Annotated in this window: 18 protein-coding genes and 1 tRNA gene; 12 read left to right on the top strand and 7 right to left on the bottom strand. The window is 67.3% G+C overall.

The window, feature by feature from the left end; translation table 11 throughout:
• Nucleotides 1-111 precede the first annotated feature (111 nt).
• The 5 genes from KCI33_RS10090 (at nt 112) to ilvN (ending at nt 5,346) form a co-directional block, all read left to right on the top strand.
• A complete protein-coding gene (locus KCI33_RS10090) occupies nt 112-1,539 on the top strand; it encodes a cache domain-containing protein (RefSeq protein WP_212524659.1) in 1,428 nt (475 codons plus the stop codon).
• Nucleotides 1,536-2,180 carry a response regulator transcription factor gene (locus tag KCI33_RS10085; RefSeq protein WP_212524658.1) on the top strand — a complete coding sequence of 215 codons (645 nt, stop codon included), beginning with the start codon at nt 1,536-1,538 and terminating at the stop codon, nt 2,178-2,180. The genes KCI33_RS10090 and KCI33_RS10085 overlap by 4 nt, the downstream gene beginning before the upstream one ends.
• Before the next feature lie 12 nt (nt 2,181-2,192).
• On the top strand, nt 2,193-2,558 hold the full coding sequence (locus KCI33_RS10080) for an antibiotic biosynthesis monooxygenase (protein ID WP_212524657.1): 366 nt from the start codon (nt 2,193-2,195) through the stop codon (nt 2,556-2,558).
• Between the two features lie 456 nt (nt 2,559-3,014).
• Nucleotides 3,015-4,769, top strand: coding sequence for an acetolactate synthase 3 large subunit (locus tag KCI33_RS10075; RefSeq protein WP_212524656.1), 1,755 nt, complete (start codon nt 3,015-3,017; stop codon nt 4,767-4,769).
• Between the two features lie 13 nt (nt 4,770-4,782).
• Nucleotides 4,783-5,346: an acetolactate synthase small subunit gene (ilvN, locus tag KCI33_RS10070; RefSeq protein WP_212524655.1), complete on the top strand. Its 564-nt coding sequence runs from the start codon at nt 4,783-4,785 to the stop codon at nt 5,344-5,346.
• 59 nt (nt 5,347-5,405) lie between these two features.
• Here the strand turns inward: ilvN and KCI33_RS10065 are convergent, their stop codons facing one another.
• Nucleotides 5,406-5,651: an EF-hand domain-containing protein gene (locus KCI33_RS10065; protein ID WP_249139008.1), complete on the bottom strand. Its 246-nt coding sequence runs from the start codon at nt 5,649-5,651 to the stop codon at nt 5,406-5,408.
• Between the two features lie 156 nt (nt 5,652-5,807).
• Nucleotides 5,808-6,413, bottom strand: a complete 606-nt coding sequence (locus tag KCI33_RS10060) for an autoinducer binding domain-containing protein (RefSeq protein ID WP_212524654.1) — start codon at nt 6,411-6,413, stop codon at nt 5,808-5,810.
• 135 nt (nt 6,414-6,548) lie between these two features.
• Here KCI33_RS10060 and KCI33_RS10055 point away from each other — a divergent pair, with 135 nt between their 5' ends.
• Nucleotides 6,549-7,034 (top strand): autoinducer binding domain-containing protein, encoded by a 486-nt coding sequence (locus KCI33_RS10055; protein WP_212524653.1) that lies wholly within the window; start codon nt 6,549-6,551, stop codon nt 7,032-7,034.
• A 140-nt stretch (nt 7,035-7,174) separates the two neighbouring features.
• Here KCI33_RS10055 and KCI33_RS10050 read toward each other — a convergent pair whose 3' ends face one another.
• The 5 genes from KCI33_RS10050 to pdxH all read right to left on the bottom strand — a co-directional run bounded on the left by KCI33_RS10050 (nt 7,175) and on the right by pdxH (nt 13,216).
• On the bottom strand, nt 7,175-10,855 hold the full coding sequence (locus KCI33_RS10050; RefSeq protein WP_212524652.1) for a vitamin B12-dependent ribonucleotide reductase: 3,681 nt from the start codon (nt 10,853-10,855) through the stop codon (nt 7,175-7,177).
• 521 nt (nt 10,856-11,376) lie between these two features.
• A tRNA-Pro gene (locus tag KCI33_RS10045) sits at nt 11,377-11,453 on the bottom strand.
• A 43-nt stretch (nt 11,454-11,496) separates the two neighbouring features.
• A complete protein-coding gene (locus tag KCI33_RS10040) occupies nt 11,497-11,964 on the bottom strand; it encodes a DUF192 domain-containing protein (protein ID WP_212524651.1) in 468 nt (155 codons plus the stop codon).
• On the bottom strand, nt 11,949-12,488 hold the full coding sequence (locus tag KCI33_RS10035; protein ID WP_212524650.1) for a cold shock domain-containing protein: 540 nt from the start codon (nt 12,486-12,488) through the stop codon (nt 11,949-11,951). Before KCI33_RS10035 ends, KCI33_RS10040 begins: the two co-directional genes overlap by 16 nt.
• Nucleotides 12,489-12,610: 122 nt before the next feature.
• Nucleotides 12,611-13,216 (bottom strand): pyridoxamine 5'-phosphate oxidase, encoded by a 606-nt coding sequence (gene pdxH, locus KCI33_RS10030; protein WP_212524649.1) that lies wholly within the window; start codon nt 13,214-13,216, stop codon nt 12,611-12,613.
• 142 nt (nt 13,217-13,358) lie between these two features.
• Here pdxH and fabI point away from each other — a divergent pair, with 142 nt between their 5' ends.
• The 6 genes from fabI to trpE all read left to right on the top strand — a co-directional run bounded on the left by fabI (nt 13,359) and on the right by trpE (nt 19,848).
• Complete coding sequence (fabI, locus tag KCI33_RS10025; protein ID WP_212524648.1) at nt 13,359-14,177, top strand: enoyl-ACP reductase FabI; 819 nt, start codon at nt 13,359-13,361, stop codon at nt 14,175-14,177.
• Nucleotides 14,178-14,189: 12 nt separating this feature from the next.
• Nucleotides 14,190-14,693: a xanthine phosphoribosyltransferase gene (gpt, locus tag KCI33_RS10020; RefSeq protein ID WP_212524647.1), complete on the top strand. Its 504-nt coding sequence runs from the start codon at nt 14,190-14,192 to the stop codon at nt 14,691-14,693.
• 9 nt (nt 14,694-14,702) lie between these two features.
• Nucleotides 14,703-15,194: a DUF2127 domain-containing protein gene (locus KCI33_RS10015; RefSeq protein ID WP_212524646.1), complete on the top strand. Its 492-nt coding sequence runs from the start codon at nt 14,703-14,705 to the stop codon at nt 15,192-15,194.
• Nucleotides 15,195-15,234: 40 nt separating this feature from the next.
• Complete coding sequence (locus tag KCI33_RS10010; protein WP_212524645.1) at nt 15,235-16,413, top strand: aminotransferase; 1,179 nt, start codon at nt 15,235-15,237, stop codon at nt 16,411-16,413.
• Between the two features lie 66 nt (nt 16,414-16,479).
• Nucleotides 16,480-18,321, top strand: a complete 1,842-nt coding sequence (locus KCI33_RS10005) for a peptidylprolyl isomerase (RefSeq protein WP_212524644.1) — start codon at nt 16,480-16,482, stop codon at nt 18,319-18,321.
• Nucleotides 18,322-18,333: 12 nt separating this feature from the next.
• Nucleotides 18,334-19,848, top strand: coding sequence for an anthranilate synthase component I (gene trpE, locus KCI33_RS10000; protein ID WP_212524643.1), 1,515 nt, complete (start codon nt 18,334-18,336; stop codon nt 19,846-19,848).
• Nucleotides 19,849-19,871 lie beyond the last annotated feature (23 nt).

Here is a 19,871-nt window from a genome sequence, read left to right as displayed (position 1 = left end):
ATCGGCTTTCATGCCCATTCGGCCCGAAAAACAGGCAGGCTGAGAACAATTGACGCAGCGCGCCGGCCGTTTCATCTTGCGATTCGGCCACAACATGGGGATGAGGGGCCGATGAGCGTGCAAACCGGACCCACAAGGAAACGGCGCCGCCTGAGCTACGCGCAGAAGCTGTTTCTTCTGGCAACCCTGCCGCTGGTGCTGGCGGTGGCGGCGATCGCGGGGCTGGTGGCGCATCAGTCGAAACAACTGGCCGAGCGCGAGATCGCCGCGCTCGAGGCCCAGCTGATCGCGGCCAAGCGGGACGAGCTGAAGAACTACATCTCGCTGGCGCGCACCGCCTACGCCTCGGTCTATGGCAGCGCCCTGCCCGACGACGACGCGGCCAAGGAGAAGGTGATCCAGACCCTCGCCGCGATGCTCTATGGGCAGGACGGCTATTTCTTCGTCTACGACTACGACGGCACCAATCTCGTCAGCCCGCGCCAGACCGCGTTCATCAACCGCAACTGGGCAGGGCTGGAGGATCCGGAGGGAACGCCGGTGGTGGACCGCCTGATCGCGCTGGCGCGCACGGGGGGCGGCTATCACAGCTATCTGTGGACCAAGCCCTCTACCGGCGAGACCGCGCAGATGGTCTCCTACGTCATCGGTCTGCAGGACTGGCGCTGGGCAGTGGGCACCGGCATCTTCATCGACGACGTTCTGAACACCGTGGCCGCGGCGCGGGCCGAGACCAAGGCGCGGGTGCAGCGCACCTTCCTGTGGATCGTGGTGATCACCATCGCCGCGCTGATGCTGGTCTTCCTGTCGGGCCTGTTCATCAACATCCGCGAGCGCCGCCTCGCGGACGCCAAGCTCAAGCAGCTCACCCAGCGCATCTTCGACACCCAGGAGGAGGAGCGCGGCCGCGTCGCGCGCGAGCTGCACGACAGCATCAGCCAGATCCTCGTCGGCGCGCGCTATGCGCTGGAACTGGCGCGCCGGCGCCTGACCACCGGCGACGCCCGCGCCGGCGACAGCCTGGACAAGGGCATCGCGGGCCTCAACGGCGCCATCCAGGAGGTGCGCCGGATCTCGCGCGACCTGCGCCCCGGGGTGCTGGACGATCTCGGCGTCGGCCCCGCGCTCAAGGCGCTGTGCGAGGAATTCCAGGCCCGCACCGGCATCGAGACCCAGTTCGAGACCGTGGTGTTCCGCAACCGCCTCGACCAGGACGCCAAGATCGCGCTCTACCGCATCGCGCAGGAGGCCCTGACCAATATCGAACGCCACTCCGGCGCGACGAAGGTGGTGCTGAAGGTGCGCGGCGACACCGCCGGCGCGATGCTGCGGATCGAGGACAACGGCCGCGGCCTCACCGCTGCCCAGGGCGCCCAGACCGACAGCGGCGGGCTTGGCCTGCGCAACATGCAGGAACGGATGGAGCAGCTCGACGGCACGCTGCGGATCCTGTCCTCGCGCAACGGCACGATGATCGAGGCCCGCGTGCCTTTGACGCATATGCTGCCCCCGGAAAATCAGACAAAGGCCAGCGCATGAACAAACCGGTCCGCATCGCCATCGTTGACGACCACCCGATGGTGGCCGAGGGGATCGAGGCGATCCTCGAAACCTATGACGACCTGACCGTGGTCGGCACGCTCTCCAACGGCCAGGAGGCGATCGAGAGGGTCGGCGACCTGGCCCCCGACGTGATCCTGCTCGACCTGAACATGCCGCAGGTGGGCGGGCTGACGGCGGCCGAGATCATCCTCGAACGCCGGCCCGAGACGCGGATCGTGATCCTGTCCATGCATGACAGCGCCGAATATGTGATCTCGGCGCTGAGCCACGGCGCGATGGGCTACATCCTGAAGGACGTCCCCACCGAGGAGATCAAGCGCGCCATCGATTCCGTGATGTCCGGCGAACGCTATCTGTGCACCGGCGCCAACGCCGCGCTGACGCCCAAGGCCGGCACGCCGCGCGAACAGCTCACCAACCGCGAGCAGACCATCCTGCTGCAACTGGCGCAGGGCCGCTCCAACAAGGAAGTCGCCGCCGCGCTTGACATCTCGGTCCGCACGGTCGAGACCCACCGCAAGAACATCAAGCGCAAGCTGGGAATCTCCTCGACCGCGGGGCTGACCCGCTACGCGCTGGAACACGGGGTGCTGCAGGGCACCGGCGTGGATCTCTGACAGGGAGCTGCCATGATCGCCGTCATCTTCGAAGTCACCATCGCCGAGGGCCACAAGGACGCCTATCTGGACATCGCCGCCCGGCTCAGGCCGGAGTTGGAACAGGTCGAGGGCTTCGTCTCGGTCGAGCGGTTCCAGAGCCTCACCACGCCGGGCAAGCTCTTGTCGCTGTCCTTCTGGGAGGACGAGGCGGCGGTGAAGCGCTGGCGCGAGACCGCCGATCACCGCGCCGCGCAGGCCGCCGGGCGCGACGGCATCTTCGAGGGCTACCGCCTGCGCGTGACCCATGTGCTGCGCGACTACGGCATGACCGAGCGCGACGAGGCGCCGGCCGACAGCCGCGCCGCGCTGGAAGGCCAGCCCGCCGCCGGCGCCTGAGCCGCCCACCCCGATCCCGACACAGATCGCGCACGCCGCCGCCCCCCGGGGGGCGCGGCGCCGATCGGCATGGGCCGAGGCCGCGATCCGCCCCGCCAGCGCGGGCGCTTTTTCACGGTCGCCGCCCCCTGCCGCACCGCCCCGGGCGCCGCGATCGCTTTGCGAAAACGAACGCCGACGCGGGACTGCGCGCAACAAATGGAAATTCGGCGGCCGCTTTCGCGACACATTTCTTTCGTTTTGCCGGTTGACGCCCCCTGCGCCCCCCCCTAAAGTCCGCCCCACCTGAACGAAGGAACCCGGTGGAATGAACGGCATTCTGGTACTTGTAGGGAAATGGCGCATGGGCCGGTGACGGCAACCTGAATGGTCTCCCATGCGCCCCCGTCAATCGACCGGGGGTTTTTTTATGGCCGAAAAGGCCGGCGCAATAAGGCGCGACGGACGGAGAAAGCGATGACACAGGCGATGACCGGTGCGAGGATGGTGGTGCAGGCCCTGAAGGATCAGGGGGTCGAGATCGTATTCGGCTACCCCGGCGGGGCGGTGCTGCCGATTTATGACGAAATCTTCCTGCAGAACGACATCCGCCACATCCTCGTGCGTCACGAACAGGCCGCGGTGCATGCCGCCGAGGGCTATGCCCGCTCCACCGGCAAGCCCGGCGTGGTTCTGGTCACCTCCGGCCCCGGCGCGACCAACGCTGTGACCGGCCTGACCGACGCGCTGATGGATTCGATCCCGATCGTGGTGTTGACCGGCCAGGTGCCGACCTTCATGATCGGCACCGACGGTTTCCAGGAGGCCGACACGGTGGGCATCACCCGCCCCTGCACCAAGCACAACTGGCTGGTGAAGGAGACCGACAGGCTGGCCGACACCATCCACCAGGCGTTCCACGTCGCCACCTCGGGCCGCCCCGGCCCGGTGCTGGTCGACATCCCCAAGGACGTTCAGTTCGCCACCGGCGACTACGTGGCGCCGCGCGCCGCGCGCACCGGCCATTACCAGCCGCAGGTCAAGGGCGACATCGAGGTCATCACCCGCCTGGTCGAGGCGATCGAGACCGCCGAGAAGCCGGTCTTCTACACCGGCGGCGGCGTCATCAACTCGGGCGACGCGGCCACCCAGCTGCTGCGCGAACTGGTCGAGGCCACCGGATTCCCGATCACATCGACCCTGATGGGGCTTGGCGCCTACCCGGCCTCGGGCGACAAGTGGCTGGGCATGCTGGGCATGCATGGCCTCTACGAGGCCAACCTGGCGATGCATGGCTGCGACCTGATGATCAACGTCGGCGCCCGTTTCGACGACCGCATCACCGGGCGCATCGCCGATTTCAGCCCGAACTCGCGCAAGGCGCATATCGACATCGACCCCAGCTCGATCAACAAGGTGATCCGCGTCGAGATGCCGATCCTCGGCGACGTGGCGCATGTGCTGGAGGACGTGCTGCGCGTCTGGAAGGCGCGCGGACGCAAAGTCAACAAGGAGGGGCTGGCCAAGTGGTGGTCCCAGATCGAGAAATGGCGCGCCAAGGACTGCCTGCGCTACACCAACTCGGAAAAGACCATCAAGCCGCAATACGCGCTGCAACGCCTGGAGGCGCTGACCAAGGGCCGCGACCGCTACATCACCACCGAGGTCGGCCAGCACCAGATGTGGGCGGCGCAGTTCCTGGGCTTCGATAACCCCAACCGCTGGATGACTTCGGGGGGCCTGGGCACCATGGGCTACGGCTTCCCGGCCTCGATCGGGGTGCAGATCGCGCACCCCGACGCGCTGGTCATCAACGTCGCGGGCGAGGCGTCGTGGCTGATGAACATGCAGGAGATGGGCACCGCGGTGCAGTATTGCCTGCCGGTCAAGCAGTTCATCCTGAACAACGAACGCCTGGGCATGGTGCGCCAGTGGCAGCAACTGCTGCATGGTGAGCGCTATTCGCATTCCTGGTCGGAATCGCTGCCCGATTTCGTCAAGCTGGCCGAGGCCTTCGGCGCCAAGGGCATCATCTGCAAGGATCCGGCGGATCTCGACGACGCGATCATGGAGATGCTGGACTATGACGGGCCGGTGATCTTCGACTGCCTGGTCGAGAAGCACGAGAACTGCTTCCCCATGATCCCCTCGGGCGAGCCGCACAACAAGATGCTGATGGGCGAGGCCAGCACGCAGGACGCGATCGGCTCCTCGGGCGCGGTTCTGGTTTAAGAAAGGTCGACAAATGTCTGCTCTGAAAATCGAAAAAGGCACCTCGAAACATTCGGCCTACGATCTGCGCGATCCCAATGTCGAGGTGATCGAGACCCACACGATCGCCGCGATCGTGGACAACGAGCCCGGCGTCCTGGCACGCGTGATCGGCCTGTTCTCGGGCCGCGGCTACAACATCGACAGCCTCACCGTGGCCGAGGTGGACCACACCGGCCACACCAGCCGCATCACCATCGTCACCACCGGCACGCCGGCGGTGATCGAACAGATCAAGGCGCAGCTGGGGCGCATCGTGCCGGTGCACGAGGTGCACGACCTGACCGCCGAGGGCGACGCGGTCGAGCGCGAGCTGGCACTGTTCAAGGTGGCCGGCACCGGCGACAAGCGGGTCGAGGCGCTGCGGCTGGCCGATATCTTCCGCGCCAACGCGGTGGACAGCACGCTGGAGAGCTTCGTCTTCGAGCTGACCGGCACGCCGTCCAAGATCGACGCCTTCGCCGATCTGATGCGCCCGCTGGGGTTGGTCGAGGTCGCGCGCACCGGCGTCGCGGCGCTGGCCCGCGGCGCCCGCTGATGCAAAAAGCCCCGGCCGTTGCCGGCCGGGGCGCCCCGTCTCGATCCTGCGCGCCGCCCTCAGTCGGCGGCTTCGACCAGCAGGCCGGCCTCGATGGCCGCGGCCATTTCGTCCGCATCGAGCATCGCGTCGCCGCTTGCGTCCATCTCGGCGAAAGCCTCGGCGGTGAGATCGGTATAGACCACGATCATCTCGTCATAGCTCGCCACGCCGTCGCCATCGGTGTCGATGTCGCTCATTTCGGCCGCGAAGGTCGCGCCTGCCATCAGCAGACCGGCGACCAGGGTGAAACCTTTCAGTTTCATATCTGAAAACTCCTGCATTCAGATTCAGCGGCGGCCCGATGCCGCCGCTGACGATATCTGGGTGCGGCAAGCGCCGTTGGAAGAGGGAAAAAGTTCCTATCTTGGCGCCCTGCCCGCGCGCCCTGCGCGCCGGCGGAAAACCGCGCCAGTCCCGGCTCAGATCAGCCCGAACTGCGTCGCCCGGACCACCGCCTGGGTCGAGTTTCGGGCCTCCAGCTTTTCCTTGCCGTTCTTCAGGCGCTGCTTGATGGCGCCCTCGGTGACGCCCAGCTCCTCGGCGATGGCGCGCAGGGGCTTGCCCGACTTGACATGGCGCAGCGCCTCGATCTCGGCGCGGGTCAGGTTGCGCGGCGGCAGGGATTGCTGGTGCAGGCACCGCAGCCGGGCCTCCAGCACGCGCATCTCGGTCGCGGTGAACTCGCGGTCGGAGCGGGCGAACAGGCCGAAGCTGCGCTGCCCCGCCGCCGCGTCCGGGCAGCTGGCCGCCACGCCGTAGCGCAGCCCGGCATCGGCCGCCTGGCACAGCACGTTCATCGGGTCGGGAAGGTCGATCTCGCTCCAGCGGATCGCGCCGGAATGGCCGTGCACCCAGTGCATCACCGGATCATGCGGCATCAGCCCCTGCGCGGTGTAGGCCGCGATCCAGGGCGCGGGAAAACGGTTCTCCTCGGCGACCGGAAAGGCGAAGCCGACCCGCAGCGCCACGTAGTAGCCCGCGGGTGCCAAGCTGGCGAATTGCCGGTGCGCGATCAGGTTCCCCATCGCACCGGGAACTCCATGCGCTGTCTGTCGCGGCGCATCATGGCCATTTTCAATCGCACACCTTTCGTGTAATGCGTTGGATACCGGGCTTATCCCGCCCTGACAGCAAAAACAATACGCGTGACCGGAGGTCACATGTTCAGCAGCCTGAGCCTGGACGGCACCTTGGGCCGGATCGGAGAATTATGTCCCTCGGGCTATGCCATCGCGCTGCATATCCGATTCACCACGCCGCGCTACCTGTTCCAGGCCTATGACAGCGCCTGGGTGGAGTATTATTCCCAGAACGCGCTGGTGCTGCACGACCCGCTGGTGCGCTGGGCGCTGACCCATGAGGGCGCGCGGCGCTGGGAGGATCTGGAGCACGAGGACAGCATGGGCGTTATCGCCGCCGCCCGCCGCTTCGGCTTCGCCCACGCGATCGTGATATCGCATGTGCTGGACGGCTCGCGCAGCCTGGGCGGCTTCACCCGCCCCGACCGGCCCCACAGGGACGCCGAAATCGCCGAGCTCACGCGCCTGCTGGCACGGCTGGCGGAGATGACCGCAGATCCCGGCGCCCTGCCCGAGGCCGAGCGCGCCGCGCTGCACGCGCTGTCGGTGGTGCAGACCCACAGCTAGCCGATCGCCGGACAGAAAGAGGGGCGCCCGAGGGGCGCCCCAGTTTCGCTGGATCAGGCTCATCGTTGCTACCGCCCGTTTTTTGCCTGCGGCCCGATCCGCGTCAGGGGCGAGCGCACCCGCCCCGGTGACTTGTTCCCTCAACTGCAGCCGCTCGTCGAACCGCAGGTGTTGCACTTCATGCAGGTGCCGTTGCGCACCAGCGTGTAGTTGCCGCATTCGCCGCAGGGGTCGCCCTCGTAACCCTGCATCTTGGCGCGCGTCACCGCGTCCATGGCGATCGCGCTGGTGCTGGCGCTGGCCGTTCCGGCCGAGGCCACCTTGGCCTCCGGCACCAGGGTCTGCAGCGCCGCCTCGGCGTCGGCCGCGCGGCCGAAGGCGGTCGCGCCCATGCCGCCCTGCAGCACCACCAGCTCCTGCGGGACCCGCTTACGCAGATATCCGGTCGAGCTGATCTGCTTCAGCACCTCCAGCGATTTCGATGCGGCGCTTTCCGACATCTCCTTGAGGTTCGAGACGCCCTCCTCCAGGCCGCCGCCGAGATCGTCGAAGCTCGCGCCCTGCGGTTTCACATGGGCCAGGTCCGTGCGGTCGAGATAGGAGACCGCCAGTTCGCGGAAGATGTAGTCGAGGATCGAGGTCGCGTTCTTGATGCTGTCGTTGCCCTGCACCATGCCCGCCGGCTCGAACTTGGTGAAGGTGAAGGCATCGACGAACTCCTCCAGCGGCACGCCGTATTGCAGGCCGACCGACACCGCGATGGCGAAGTTGTTCATCATCGCGCGGAAGCCGGCGCCTTCCTTGTGCATGTCGATGAAGATCTCGCCCAGGGCGCCGTCGGCATATTCGCCGGTCCGCAGGTAGACCTTGTGGCCGCCGACGATCGCCTTCTGGGTGTAGCCCTTGCGCCGCTCGGGCATCTTTTGGCGGCCGCGGGCGACCTCCTTGACCACGATCTTCTCGACGATCTTCTCGGCCAGCGTCGCCGCCTTTTCCTGGGCAGATCCGGTGGCGAGGATCTCCTCGGCCTCCTCGTCGTCCTCGACCAGGCTTGCCGCCAGCGGCTGGCTGAGCTTGGAGCCGTCGCGGTAGAGCGCGTTGGCCTTCACCCCCAGCGACCAGGACAGCTCATAGGCCTTCTGGCAGTCCTCGATGGTGGCATCGTTGGGCATGTTGATCGTTTTCGAGATCGCCCCCGAGATGAAGCTCTGCGCCGCCGCCATCATGTGGATGTGGCTGTCCACCGACAGGAAACGCTTGCCCTTCTTGCCGCAGGCGTTGGCGCAGTCGAAGATCGACAGATGCTCGTCCTTCAGATGCGGTGCGCCCTCCAGCGTCATCGTCCCGCAGACATGGTCGTTCGCGGCCTCGATATCGGCACGGGTGAAGCCAAGGTGGCGCAGCATGTCGAAGGTCGGATCGGCCAGCTTCGCCGCCGGGATGCCCAGCGTCCGGGTGCAGAACTCCTCGCCCAGGGTCCACTGGTTGAACACGAAGCGGATGTCGAAGGCCGAGGGCAGCGCCGCCTCGATCTTGTCCAGCTCGTTCTGGCCGAAGCCGTGGCCGATCAGCGAGGTGTGGTTGATGCCCGGGCAGTTGCCCAGAGTGCCGTGGCCGACCGCGTAGGCGATGATCTCCTCGATCTCGGCCGAGTTGTAGCCGAGCTTCTCCAGCGCCGCGGGGACCGAGCGGTTGATGATCTTGAAGTAGCCGCCGCCGGCGAGCTTCTTGAACTTCACCAGCGCGAAGTCGGGCTCGATGCCGGTGGTGTCGCAATCCATCACCAGGCCGATCGTTCCGGTGGGCGCGATCACCGAGACCTGGGCGTTGCGGTAGCCGTGCTTCTCGCCCAGCTCCAGCGCCTCGTCCCAGGCGCTCATCGCCAGTTCCACCAGCCGCGCGTCGGGGCAGTTGGCGTGGTCGAGCGGCACCGGCTTCACCTCAAGCCCCTCGTAGCCCTGGCCGTTGCCTTGCGCCGCGTTGCGGTGATTGCGGATGACGCGCAGCATGTGCCGGGCGTTTCGGGCATAGCCCGGGAAGGCGCCCAGCTCGCCGGCGATCTCGGCCGAGGTGGCGTAGGAGACGCCGGTCAGGATCGCGGTCAGCGCCCCGGCCATCGCCCGGCCCTCATCGCTGTCGTAACCCAGCCCCATGTTCATCAGCAGCCCGCCGATATTGGCGTAGCCCAGGCCCAGGGTGCGGAAATCGTAGGAAAGCTGTGCGATCTCTTTCGACGGGAACTGCGCCATCATCACCGAGATTTCCAGCGTCAGAGTCCACAGCCGGGTGGCGTGCATGTAATCCTCGGCCTGGAACACGCCGTCCTTGTGGAAGGTCAGCAGGTTCATCGAGGCCAGGTTGCAGGCGGTGTCGTCGAGGAACATGTATTCCGAGCACGGGTTCGAGCCGCGGATCGGGCCGTCCTCCGGGCAGGTGTGCCAGGCGTTGATGGTGTCGTGATACTGGATGCCCGGATCGGCGCAGGACCAGGCGGCGTGGCCGATCTGTTCCCACAGGTCGCGGGCCTTGACGGTCTTGGCGACCGAGCCGTCGGTGCGGCGGATCAGCTCCCAGTCGGCGTCGTTCTCGACCGCCTTGAGGAAGGCGTCGGTGACGCGCACCGAGTTGTTGGAATTCTGCCCCGAGACCGAGCTGTAGGCCTCGGAATCCCAGTCGGTGTCGTAGGTCGGGAATTCGATGCTGTCATAGCCCTGGCGCGCGTAGTCCAGCACACGCTTGACGTAAGCTTCGGGGATCGAAAGCTTTTTCGCGGCGCGGATCGCCACCTTCAGGCCCTCGTTGACCTTCGGGTCATAGGCGTCCTCGACCTTGCCGTCCCAGGCGCCGATCGCCGCGAAGATCGCGTTCAGGCGCTCTTCGTGCATCTTGGAGCCGGCGACCAGCGAGGCCACCTTCTGCTCTTCCTTGACCTTCCAGTTGATGAATTCCTCGATGTCCGGGTGGTCGGCATCGCAGATCACCATCTTGGCCGCGCGGCGGGTGGTGCCGCCCGACTTGATCGCGCCAGCCGCGCGGTCGCCGATCTTGAGGAAGCCCATCAGGCCCGACGACTTGCCGCCGCCCGACAGTCTCTCGCCCTCCGCGCGCAGGCTGGAGAAGTTGGTGCCGGTGCCCGAGCCGTATTTGAACAGCCGCGCCTCGCGCACCCACAGGTCCATGATGCCGCCCTCCTGCACCAGGTCGTCGCTGACCGACTGGATGAAGCAGGCATGCGGCTGCGGATGCTCGTAGGCCGATTTCGATTTGGTCAGCTTGCCGGTCTTGTAGTCGACATAGAAATGCCCCTGCCCCGGACCGTCGATGCCGTAGGCCCAGTGCAGACCGGTGTTGAACCATTGCGGCGAGTTGGGCGCGGCGCGCTGGGTGGCCAGCATGTAGCGCATCTCGTCGTAATAGGCCCGGGCGTCCTGCTCGGTGGTGAAATAGCCGCCCTTCCAGCCCCAGTAGGCCCAGGCGCCGGCCAGCCGGTCGAAGACCTGCTTGGCCGAGGTCTCGCCGGTGAAGCGTTCGGCCTCCGGCAGCGCGGCCAGCGCCGCCTCGTCCGGGACCGAGCGCCACAGGAACTCGGGCACGTCCTTTTCGCGCAGCTTCTTGACCCGCGCCGGCACCCCCGCCTTGCGGAAGTATTTCTGGGCGATCACGTCCGAGGCGACCTGGCTCCAGCTCGCCGGCACCTCGACATTGTCGAGGCCGAACACGATGGTCCCGTCGGGGTTGCGGATTTCCGAAGAGGTGACGGTGAAGTCCAGCTCTCCGTAGGCCCCGGTGTCGGCTTTGGTGAATTTGCGTTCGATCTTCATGTTCTGCCCCGTCCTGTGACGTTCTTTTTCGCAACCCCGGACATGGACGAAACGCGCGCCCTGTCCCCTCTTCGCGCCGGTCGCAAGCGACAGAAACCCGTTCGCAGCCCGGCAGGGTTGCGCCGCTCTTCGGATGGAGGCCGAAGCTTGAGGTGAGGAATTCTGTTCCTTGCCGGGCGGACACTAAATCTAGTGCTGCACCCGCCGGCCAACACAAGGTGACGTATTTTTCGCCCCCCGGTCAACGGATAAATTTGCATCCGGGAGGGGTTTTTTCCGTTGACGGGCGCCTCCGATTCGGGCCCCCGGCCGGGCGAGGTCGATTCAACCCTGCCCGGGGCGTTGGGGACAAATCTGGGGATACACCCGATTTGTAACCACCATATATAGGCTTAACCGCCGCAGTTCAGACGGCCTCCGGACGGATTTCAGACGGAGTTCGGACAGCGATCGCGGCGGCACGCAACGCGTCGCGCCGCGGCCGTCTCGGGCCGCTGGGCTGCACACAACCTTGAGAGGAATGGTCGGGACGGCAAGATTCGAACTTGCGACCCCCTGTACCCAAAACAGGTGCGCTACCAGACTGCGCTACGCCCCGGACCTGCGGCCCTCATAGCGGCGCCCGCGGGCAAAGAAAAGGGCTAAGGCGCGGCGCAGGGCCAGGCCGCCTGCGCCCCGAAGAACGGGTGGCGCATCTCGCTGCCCACGCTGACCCCGATGCGGCGCGCCATGCCGCCGTTGATTTCCAGCACCGCCACCACACCGGAGCCGCCGTCGATCACCGTCTCGTCCAGCGGCCGGGCGTTCTCGTGGATGCGGGTGACGCGGCCCTGCGCGTCGAGAAAGATCATGTCGAGGGGAATCAGCGTGTTGCGCATCCAGAAGGTCGCGCGTTGCGGCCGCTCGTAGAGGAACAGCATGCCGCGGCTCGCGCCGAGGCTGTCGCGGTGCATCAACCCCTGCGCGCGCTCTGCCGCGTCGTCGGCGACCTCGACCCTGAATCGCGCCTGCCCCCAGGGGCCGCGCAGCAGCGCCACCTCCGGGTCGCAGGCCAGCGCCGGGGCCGCGCCGAGACACAGCGCGGCCAGCAGGATCACTCCTCGTCGCATCTCATCGCGCTTTCCCACGAACTGACCGCGGCGGCCATGCGCCCGCGCTTGCCGTCAACCACCTGCAGGCACACCGCCTCGCCCGGCTGCAGATCGGCCAGGCCCGAGCGGCGCAGCACCTCGACATGCACGAAGACGTCCTCGTCCTTGCCGAAGACGTTGGCGAATCCGAAGCCCTTGGCCTTGTCGAACCATTTCACCCGCGCCGGCTCCAGCGGCACCGCGGCCAGCTGTTCGCCGTCCTCCGCGTCCAGATCGTCCAGCACCGGGCCGGCGCCGGGCTCGGGCGGCGCGATATGGAGGACCTGGGTGGCCTGGAAGCCGCGCTCGGTCTCCTGGATAACGACCTGGATCCCCGCCGCATCGGCAACCGAGCTCTGGCCGAAATTCCGCAGCACATTGGCATGGAGCAGAATATCTGCGCCGCCGTCCTCAGCGACGACGAATCCGAATCCCTTGGCTGGGTCGAACCATTTGACGCGGCCGTTGACGGTGCGCGTTTTGTTGCTGTTCTCGTAGTTCATTTACCTGCGTGCACGCCTTAAAGTTGTCCCCCAGCCCGCTCCCCTTTTTTACACAGACGGCGTAGGTTTCAAGGGAATTTCATTTGTGAATACAAATATTTGCAATTCACGATGCGTGAACATCAGGGGTTCAGCCGCGAAATTTCCCAGCTTTCTTCGGGGCTTGCGCGGCGCCAGCGAAAGCGGTCATGCAACCGGAACGCCCCATCCGCCCAGAATTCGATTTCCAACGGCGTGATCCGGTAACCGCCCCAGAACGGCGGGCGCCTGGGGGCGACGCCGTGCTCGGCGGTGATTTTCGCGACCTTGGCCATCAGCGCCGCGCGCGATCCCAACGGCCGGCTCTGCTGCGAGGCCCAGGCGCCGAGGCGGCTTTGCAGCGAGCGCGAGGCGAAATAGGCATCGGCCTGCGGCCCCTCCTCGCGCGCGACCAGACCGCGCACCCGGATCTGGCGGCGCAGCGACTTCCAGTGCAGCACGAAGGCGGCCTTGCCGCTGGCCTCCAGCTCGCCCCCCTTCGCGCTTTGGTAATTGGTGTAGAAGACGAAGGCGGCCGGCTCGATCTCCTTCAGCAGGACCATCCGCACGTTGGGCAGCCCCGTGGGGTCGACCGTGGACAGCGCGATCGCGTTGGGGTCGTTGATCTCGGTCTTTTCGGCCTCGTCCAGCCAGCGCTGCGCGATCGCGAAGGGATCGTCGCCTGCAAAAATTCCACCACGGTCGCTCATCTTGTCACCTCCGGTCTGACCAGGCGCGCCTAGGCGTTCCGCCCCACGGGGTCAAGCAAGGCGCCAAGCGGCGGTCTTGATGACGTTACCCAATTGGCCTAAAGGTCTTTCAATTCAACGAATGGTGGTCGAGGGGCGCCGAATGTCAACAAAACTGATGGACGGGAAACGCGGCCTGATCATGGGCCTGGCGAATGACAAATCCATTGCATGGGGAATCGCCAGGGCCTGCGCCGAACACGGCGCGGAACTCGCGTTTTCCTATCAGGGCGAGGCGCTGCTCAAGCGCGTGGCGCCCCTGGCCGAACAGCTGGGCTCGGATTTCGTGTTGCCCTGCGATGTCACCGACGAGGCCTCGGTGGACGCGCTCTTTGCGGAACTGGACAAGCGCTGGGGCAGGCTGGACTTCATCGTCCATGCCATCGGATTCTCCGACAAGAACGAGCTGCGCGGCCGCTACGTCGACACCAGCCCCGAGAATTTCCGCCTGACCATGGATGTCTCGGTCTATTCCTTCACCGCCGTGGTGCGCCGCGCCGAGAAGCTGATGACCGACGGCGGCTCCTGCCTGACGCTGACCTATTACGGCGCCGAACAGGTGATGCCGCATTACAACGTCATGGGCGTGGCCAAGGCCGCGCTGGAGGCGTCGGTCAAATACCTGGCCGAGGATCTGGGCAAGCAGAACATCCGCGTCAACGCGATCTCGGCCGGCCCGATCAAGACGCTGGCGGCCAGCGGCATCGGCGATTTCCGCTATATCCTGAAATGGAACGAGCTGAATTCGCCGCTGCGGCGCAACGTGACGATCGAGGACGTGGGCAAATCGGCGGTCTATCTGCTGTCCGATCTCGGCTCGGGCACCACGGGCGAGAATCTGCATGTGGATGCGGGCTATCACGTCGTGGGCATGAAGGCCGTGGACGCGCCCGACATCGACGCCGTCACCGGCCGCAAGTAGGGAGCCGCCGAAATGGCCGACCGTTTGCCGCATGAAAAGGGCTTCCACATCAGCTGGGACCAGATCCACCGCGACAGCCGGGCGCTGGCCTGGCGGCTGGACGGACAGGGCCCCGACGACGGCAACTGGCGCGCCATCGTGGCGATCACCCGGGGCGGCATGGCGCCGGCGATGATCGTCGCGCGCGAGCTCGACATCCGGGTGATCGACACGATCTCGGTCAAGTCCTACAACCATCAGGAGCAGACGGAGGCCAAGGTGCTGAAGGCGCCCGACGCCGCGCTGGTCGGCGATGGCGCGGGCATCCTGGTGATCGACGACCTGGTGGACAGCGGCAAGACGCTGGAGCTGGTGCGCAAGATGTATCCCAAGGCGCATTTCGCCACCGTCTACGCCAAACCCAAGGGCCGGCCCACGGTGGACACCTTCATCACCGAGGTCAGCCAGGACACCTGGATCTTCTTCCCCTGGGACATGGCGCTGCAATATGTCGAGCCCTACCGCGGCACCGACTGAGCCGCCCCGATGGCGCGCCCGCCCTCCCGCGCAGGCCACCTGCTGCACGCAGCGTTCGAAGCCACGCTCGTTCTGAAAGCGCTGGAGGCGGCCGCGGAACTGCTGGCCGGTTTCGGTCTCTACCTTGTGCCGGGCGGCGCGATCGGGCATTTCGCGGGGTGGCTTACGCGGGCCGAACTGGCCGAGGATCCGAAGGACTGGCTGGCCAACACCTTGCTCTCGCTGGCGCAGGGGCTCTCCGTCGAAACCACGCATTTCTATGCCGCGTACATGGCCAGCCACGGGGTGCTCAAGCTGGCGCTGGTGGCGCTGCTATGGCGGCGGGTGCGGTGGGCCTACCCCGCCTCCGTGGCCGTGTTCATCGGCTTCATCGCCTATCAGATGCACCGCTACGCGCTCACCCATGCGCCGATGATGATCGTGCTGACGGTGCTCGATCTCGTGATCATCTGGTTGACCCTGCGAGAGTATCGGTTGCTGCGCGCGAAAAACCACGGCTAACTGCCCCGGTCTGCTGCCGTCCTTCGCAAAGGCAACCGCCATGAGCCATCCCCTTCCCCTCAACCCGCTGATCGCCGCCACTGCCCGCCCGCCGGTAATGGAGGCGGCGCGCTGGCTGCGCGAGACGCCCCTGCCCGAGGGGATGCCGCTGATCAATGTCAGCCAGGCCGCCCCGGCGGTGCCGCCGCCGCGTTCCCTGCGCGAGGCGCTGGCCGAGATCGTGGTGAACGAGCCCGCGGCGCATCTCTACGGCCCCGACCTCGGCCTGCCGGCGCTGCGCGCGCGGCTGGCCGCAGACTGGTCGGCCGCCTATGGCGGCGCGATCGGCGCGGATCAGGTGGCGATCACCGCAGGCTGCAACCAGGCGTTCTGCGCGGCGATGATCACGCTCGCCGGCCCGGGGGACGAGGTCATCCTGCCGACGCCCTGGTATTTCAACCACAAGATGTGGTGCGACATGATGGGCGTGCGGGCCGTGCCGCTGTCCACGGGCGAGGATCTGATCCCCGATCCCGACCGCGCCGCTGCCCTGATCACCGACCGCACCCGCGCGCTGGTGCTGGTCACGCCCAACAACCCCGGCGGGGTGGAATATCCCGCGCCGGTGATCCGCGCCTTCCACGACCTGGCGCAGGCCCGTGGCATCGCCCTGATCGTGGACGAGACCTACCGCGACTTCCACGCGCAAACCGGCGCGCCGCATGACCTGTTCGGCGATCCCGACTGGGCCGAGACGCTGATCCACCTTTATTCCTTTTCCAAGTCCTACCGGCTGACCGGACACCGGGTGGGCGCGCTGGTGACCTCGGCGGGGCGGCTGGCGGAGGTCGAGAAGTTCATCGACAGCACCACCATCTGCCCCAACCAGATCGGGCAGCGCGCCGCCCTGTGGGGAATGGAGAACCTCGGTCAGTGGCTGGCCGGCGAGCGCGCCGAGATCCTCGATCGCCGCGCCGCGATCACGCAGGGCGCGCAGCACCTCGACGGCTGGCGCCTGCGCGGCGTGGGGGCCTATTTCGCCTGGCTCGAGCACCCGTTCGACATCCCCTCGGACCGGCTCGCGCAGCGGCTGCTGGCGGAGCGCGCGGTGCTCGCCCTGCCCGGCACCATGTTCATGCCCGAAGGCGGCGGGGCGGCCGCCCTGCGCGTGGCCTTCGCCAATATCGACCGGGCCGGAATTTCGCGGCTCTTCGACCGGCTGGCCGGGTTTGCCGCATGACGCTTGCGGCCTTGCGCGCAACCTTCTACACATCACCGGCGGAATTTGCGGCAAAAGGACGAGGCCATGACGAGCACTGTCAAGAAAACCGGCAACATCGTGGTCTGGATCCTGCTTTTGCTGCTGATCGTGGGACTTGCCGGCTTCGGCGTGGGCAATTTCGGCGGCTCGGTCAATGCGGTCGGCAAGGTCGGCGACGAGGAGATCACCGTCGATGACTATGCCCGCGAGTTGCAGCGCGCGCTGCGCGAGCAGTCCGCCGCGCAGGGCCGCTCCATCACCCTGGCCGAGGCGCAGGCGACCGGCGTTGTCGCCCAGGTCCGCGCCAGCGTCGTCGCCGCCGCCGCGATGGACAACGAGGCCGGCCGCATGGGCCTGTCGGTCGGCGACGCGGCGGTGCGCGACCAGCTGCTCGCCATTCCCGCCTTCCAGGGCGTCGATGGCAAGTTCGACCGCGAGGCCTACCGCTTCGCGCTGGAGCAGAACCGCCTGACCGAGGCCGAGTTCGAGGCCCAGATCCGCGAGGAGACCGCGCGTTCGCTGCTGCAGGGCTCGGTCGTGGCGGGGCTGCGCGCGCCGCAGGCCTATGCCGACACGCTCTACGATTTCATCGCCGCGCGGCGCAGCTTCACCTTCGCCCGGCTCGACGCGGCGGCGCTGGACGCCCCCGTTCCCGCCCCCAGCACCGAGCAGGCGCGCGCCTATTACGAGGCCAACGAACCCGCCTTCACCGCGCCCGAGTCCAAGCGCATCACCTATGCCTGGCTGACGCCCGACATGCTGATCGACACGGTCGAGGTGAACGAGCAGATGCTGCGCGACCTCTACGAGGAGCGCCTCTCGGACTATGTGATCCCCGAGCGCCGGCTGGTCGAGCGCCTGGTCTTCGGCACGATGGAGGAGGCCGAGGCCGCCGCGGCGCGCCTCGAGGCCGGCGAGGTCACTTTCGACGCGCTGGTGGAGGAACGCGGGCTCAGCCTCGACGATATCGACATGGGCGATGTCAGCGCCGCCGATCTGGGCGCGGCCGGCGCCCCGGTCTTCGCGCTGCAAGAGCCCGGCGTCACCGGCCCGCACATGTCCGACCTCGGCCCGGCGCTGTTCCGCATGAACGCGGTCCTGGCCGCGCAGGAGACCCCGTTCGAGGCCGCCCGCGATGAATTGCGCGCCGAACTGGCGCAGGACCGCGCCCGCCGCATCATCGCCGACGACGTGACCGATATCGACGACCGCCTCGCCGCCGGCGCCACGGTCGAGGATCTGGCCAAGGAAACCGGCATGGAACTGGGCGAGATCACCTATTACCCGGGCCTGCAGGACGGAATCGCCGCCTATGACGCCTTCCGCGAGGCCGCCGCCGCGCTGCAGGAGGGCGACTTCCCCGAGGTGATCGAGCTGGAGGATGGCGGCATCTTCGCGATGCGGCTCGACGAGGTCACCGCGCCCCGCCTGCGCCCCTTCGAAGAGGTCTCGGACGCTGTAACCGCCGGCTGGCAGGCCGAGGAGACCCGCCGCCTGCTGGCCGAGAAGGCGACCGCGCTGAAGGCGCTGCTCGATGCCGGCGACGCCTTCGAAACCCTCGGCCTGACCGTCGAGACCGCCGAGGGCCTGACCCGCGGCGCCGTCACCCCCGTCGCGCTGGCCAAGCGCCTGTTCGCGCTGGAAGAGGTCGGCCAGACGGCCGTGGTCGAGGATGCCAGCGGCGTCTATCTCGCGCGGCTGGACGCGATCCTGCCGCCCGACGACGCAGATCCCGCCACCACCTTCCTGCGCCAGACGCTTGAGGGCCAGGCCGCGCAGAGCCTGTCGCAGGACATCTACGCCTATTTCGCCGAGAGCCTCGTCTCGGGTGCCGGCCTGACGCTGGACCAGACGGCGATGAACGCCGTGCACGCGCAGTTTCCGTGATCCGAGGCTGAGATGGCAAACCTGACCCCGTCCTTCGACGCCTTTGAAACCGGCTACAACGCCGGCAAGACCCAGCTGGTCCATGTCCGGCTGGCGGCCGATCTGGACACGCCCGTCAGCCTGATGCTGAAGCTGGCCGAGGCGCGTAAGGACAGTTTCATCCTCGAATCCGTCACCGGCGGCGAGGTGCGCGGCCGCTATTCGATCGTCGGCATGAAGCCCGACCTGATCTGGGAGTGCCGCGGCACGCAGAGCCGCATCAACCGCCAGGCCCGCATCGACCCCGACGCCTTCGAGGATCTGCCGGGCCATCCGCTGGACACGCTGCGCGCGCTGCTGGCCGAATGCCGCATCGACGAGATGCCCGACGACCTGCCGGCGGCGGCCGCGGGCCTGTTCGGCTATCTCGGCTATGACATGATCCGGCTGGTGGAGCACCTGCCCGACGTCAACCCCGATCCGCTGGGCCTGCCCGATGCGGTGCTGATGCGCCCCTCGGTGGTGGCGGTGCTGGACGGGGTGAAGGGCGAGGTCACGCTGGTCTCTCCGGTCTGGGCGGGCTCGGGCCTGTCGGCGCGCGCCGCCTACAACCAGGCGGCCGAGCGGGTGATGGACGCGCTGCGCGATCTGGAGCGCGCCGTGCCCGACGCCGCGCGCGAGATGGGCGCGGCCGCGCCCGCCGGCGAGCCGGTGTCGAACTTCACCAAGGCGGGCTACATCGAGGCCGTCGAGAAGGCCAAGGAATACATCCGGGCCGGCGACATCTTCCAGGTGGTGCCGGCGCAGCGCTGGCGCCAGCCCTTCGCGCTGCCGCCCTTCGCGCTTTACCGCAGCTTGCGGCGCACCAACCCCTCGCCCTTCATGTTCTTCTTCAATTTCGGCCCCTTCCAGGTGATCGGCGCAAGCCCCGAGATCCTGGTGCGGCTGCGCGGCGAGGAGGTCACGATCCGCCCCATCGCCGGCACCCGCCCGCGCGGAGCCACCCCCGAGGAGGACCGCGCACTGGAGGCCGAACTGCTGGCCGACCCCAAGGAGCGGGCCGAGCACCTGATGCTGCTCGACCTCGGCCGCAACGACGTGGGCCGTGTTTCGAAGATCGGCACCGTGCACCCGACCGAGAAATTCGTGATCGAGCGCTATTCCCACGTCATGCACATCGTCTCCAACGTGGTGGGCGAGATCGCCGAGGGGCAGGATGCGCTGTCGGCGCTGCTGGCGGGGCTGCCCGCGGGCACGGTGTCGGGCGCGCCCAAGGTCCGCGCGATGCAGATCATCGACGAGCTGGAGCCGGAAAAACGCGGCGTCTATGGCGGCGGCGTGGGCTATTTCGCCGCGAATGGCGATATGGACATGTGCATCGCGCTGCGCACCGCGGTGCTGAAGGACGAGACGCTCTATATCCAGGCCGGCGGCGGGGTGGTCTATGACAGCGACCCCGAGGCCGAGTTCCAGGAAACCGTGAACAAGTCCAAGGCGATCCGGCGCGCCGCCGCCGACGCCGGCGCCTTCGCCCGCGGCAACGGCTGAGGCGGCCCCCGATCTTTCCGCGA

Source organism: Actibacterium sp. MT2.3-13A (assembly GCF_018139985.1).
GTDB lineage: Bacteria > Pseudomonadota > Alphaproteobacteria > Rhodobacterales > Rhodobacteraceae > JAGSOU01.
Note: the sequence above shows the minus strand (reverse complement) of the source record. Positions and strands in the feature narration are given on the sequence as shown.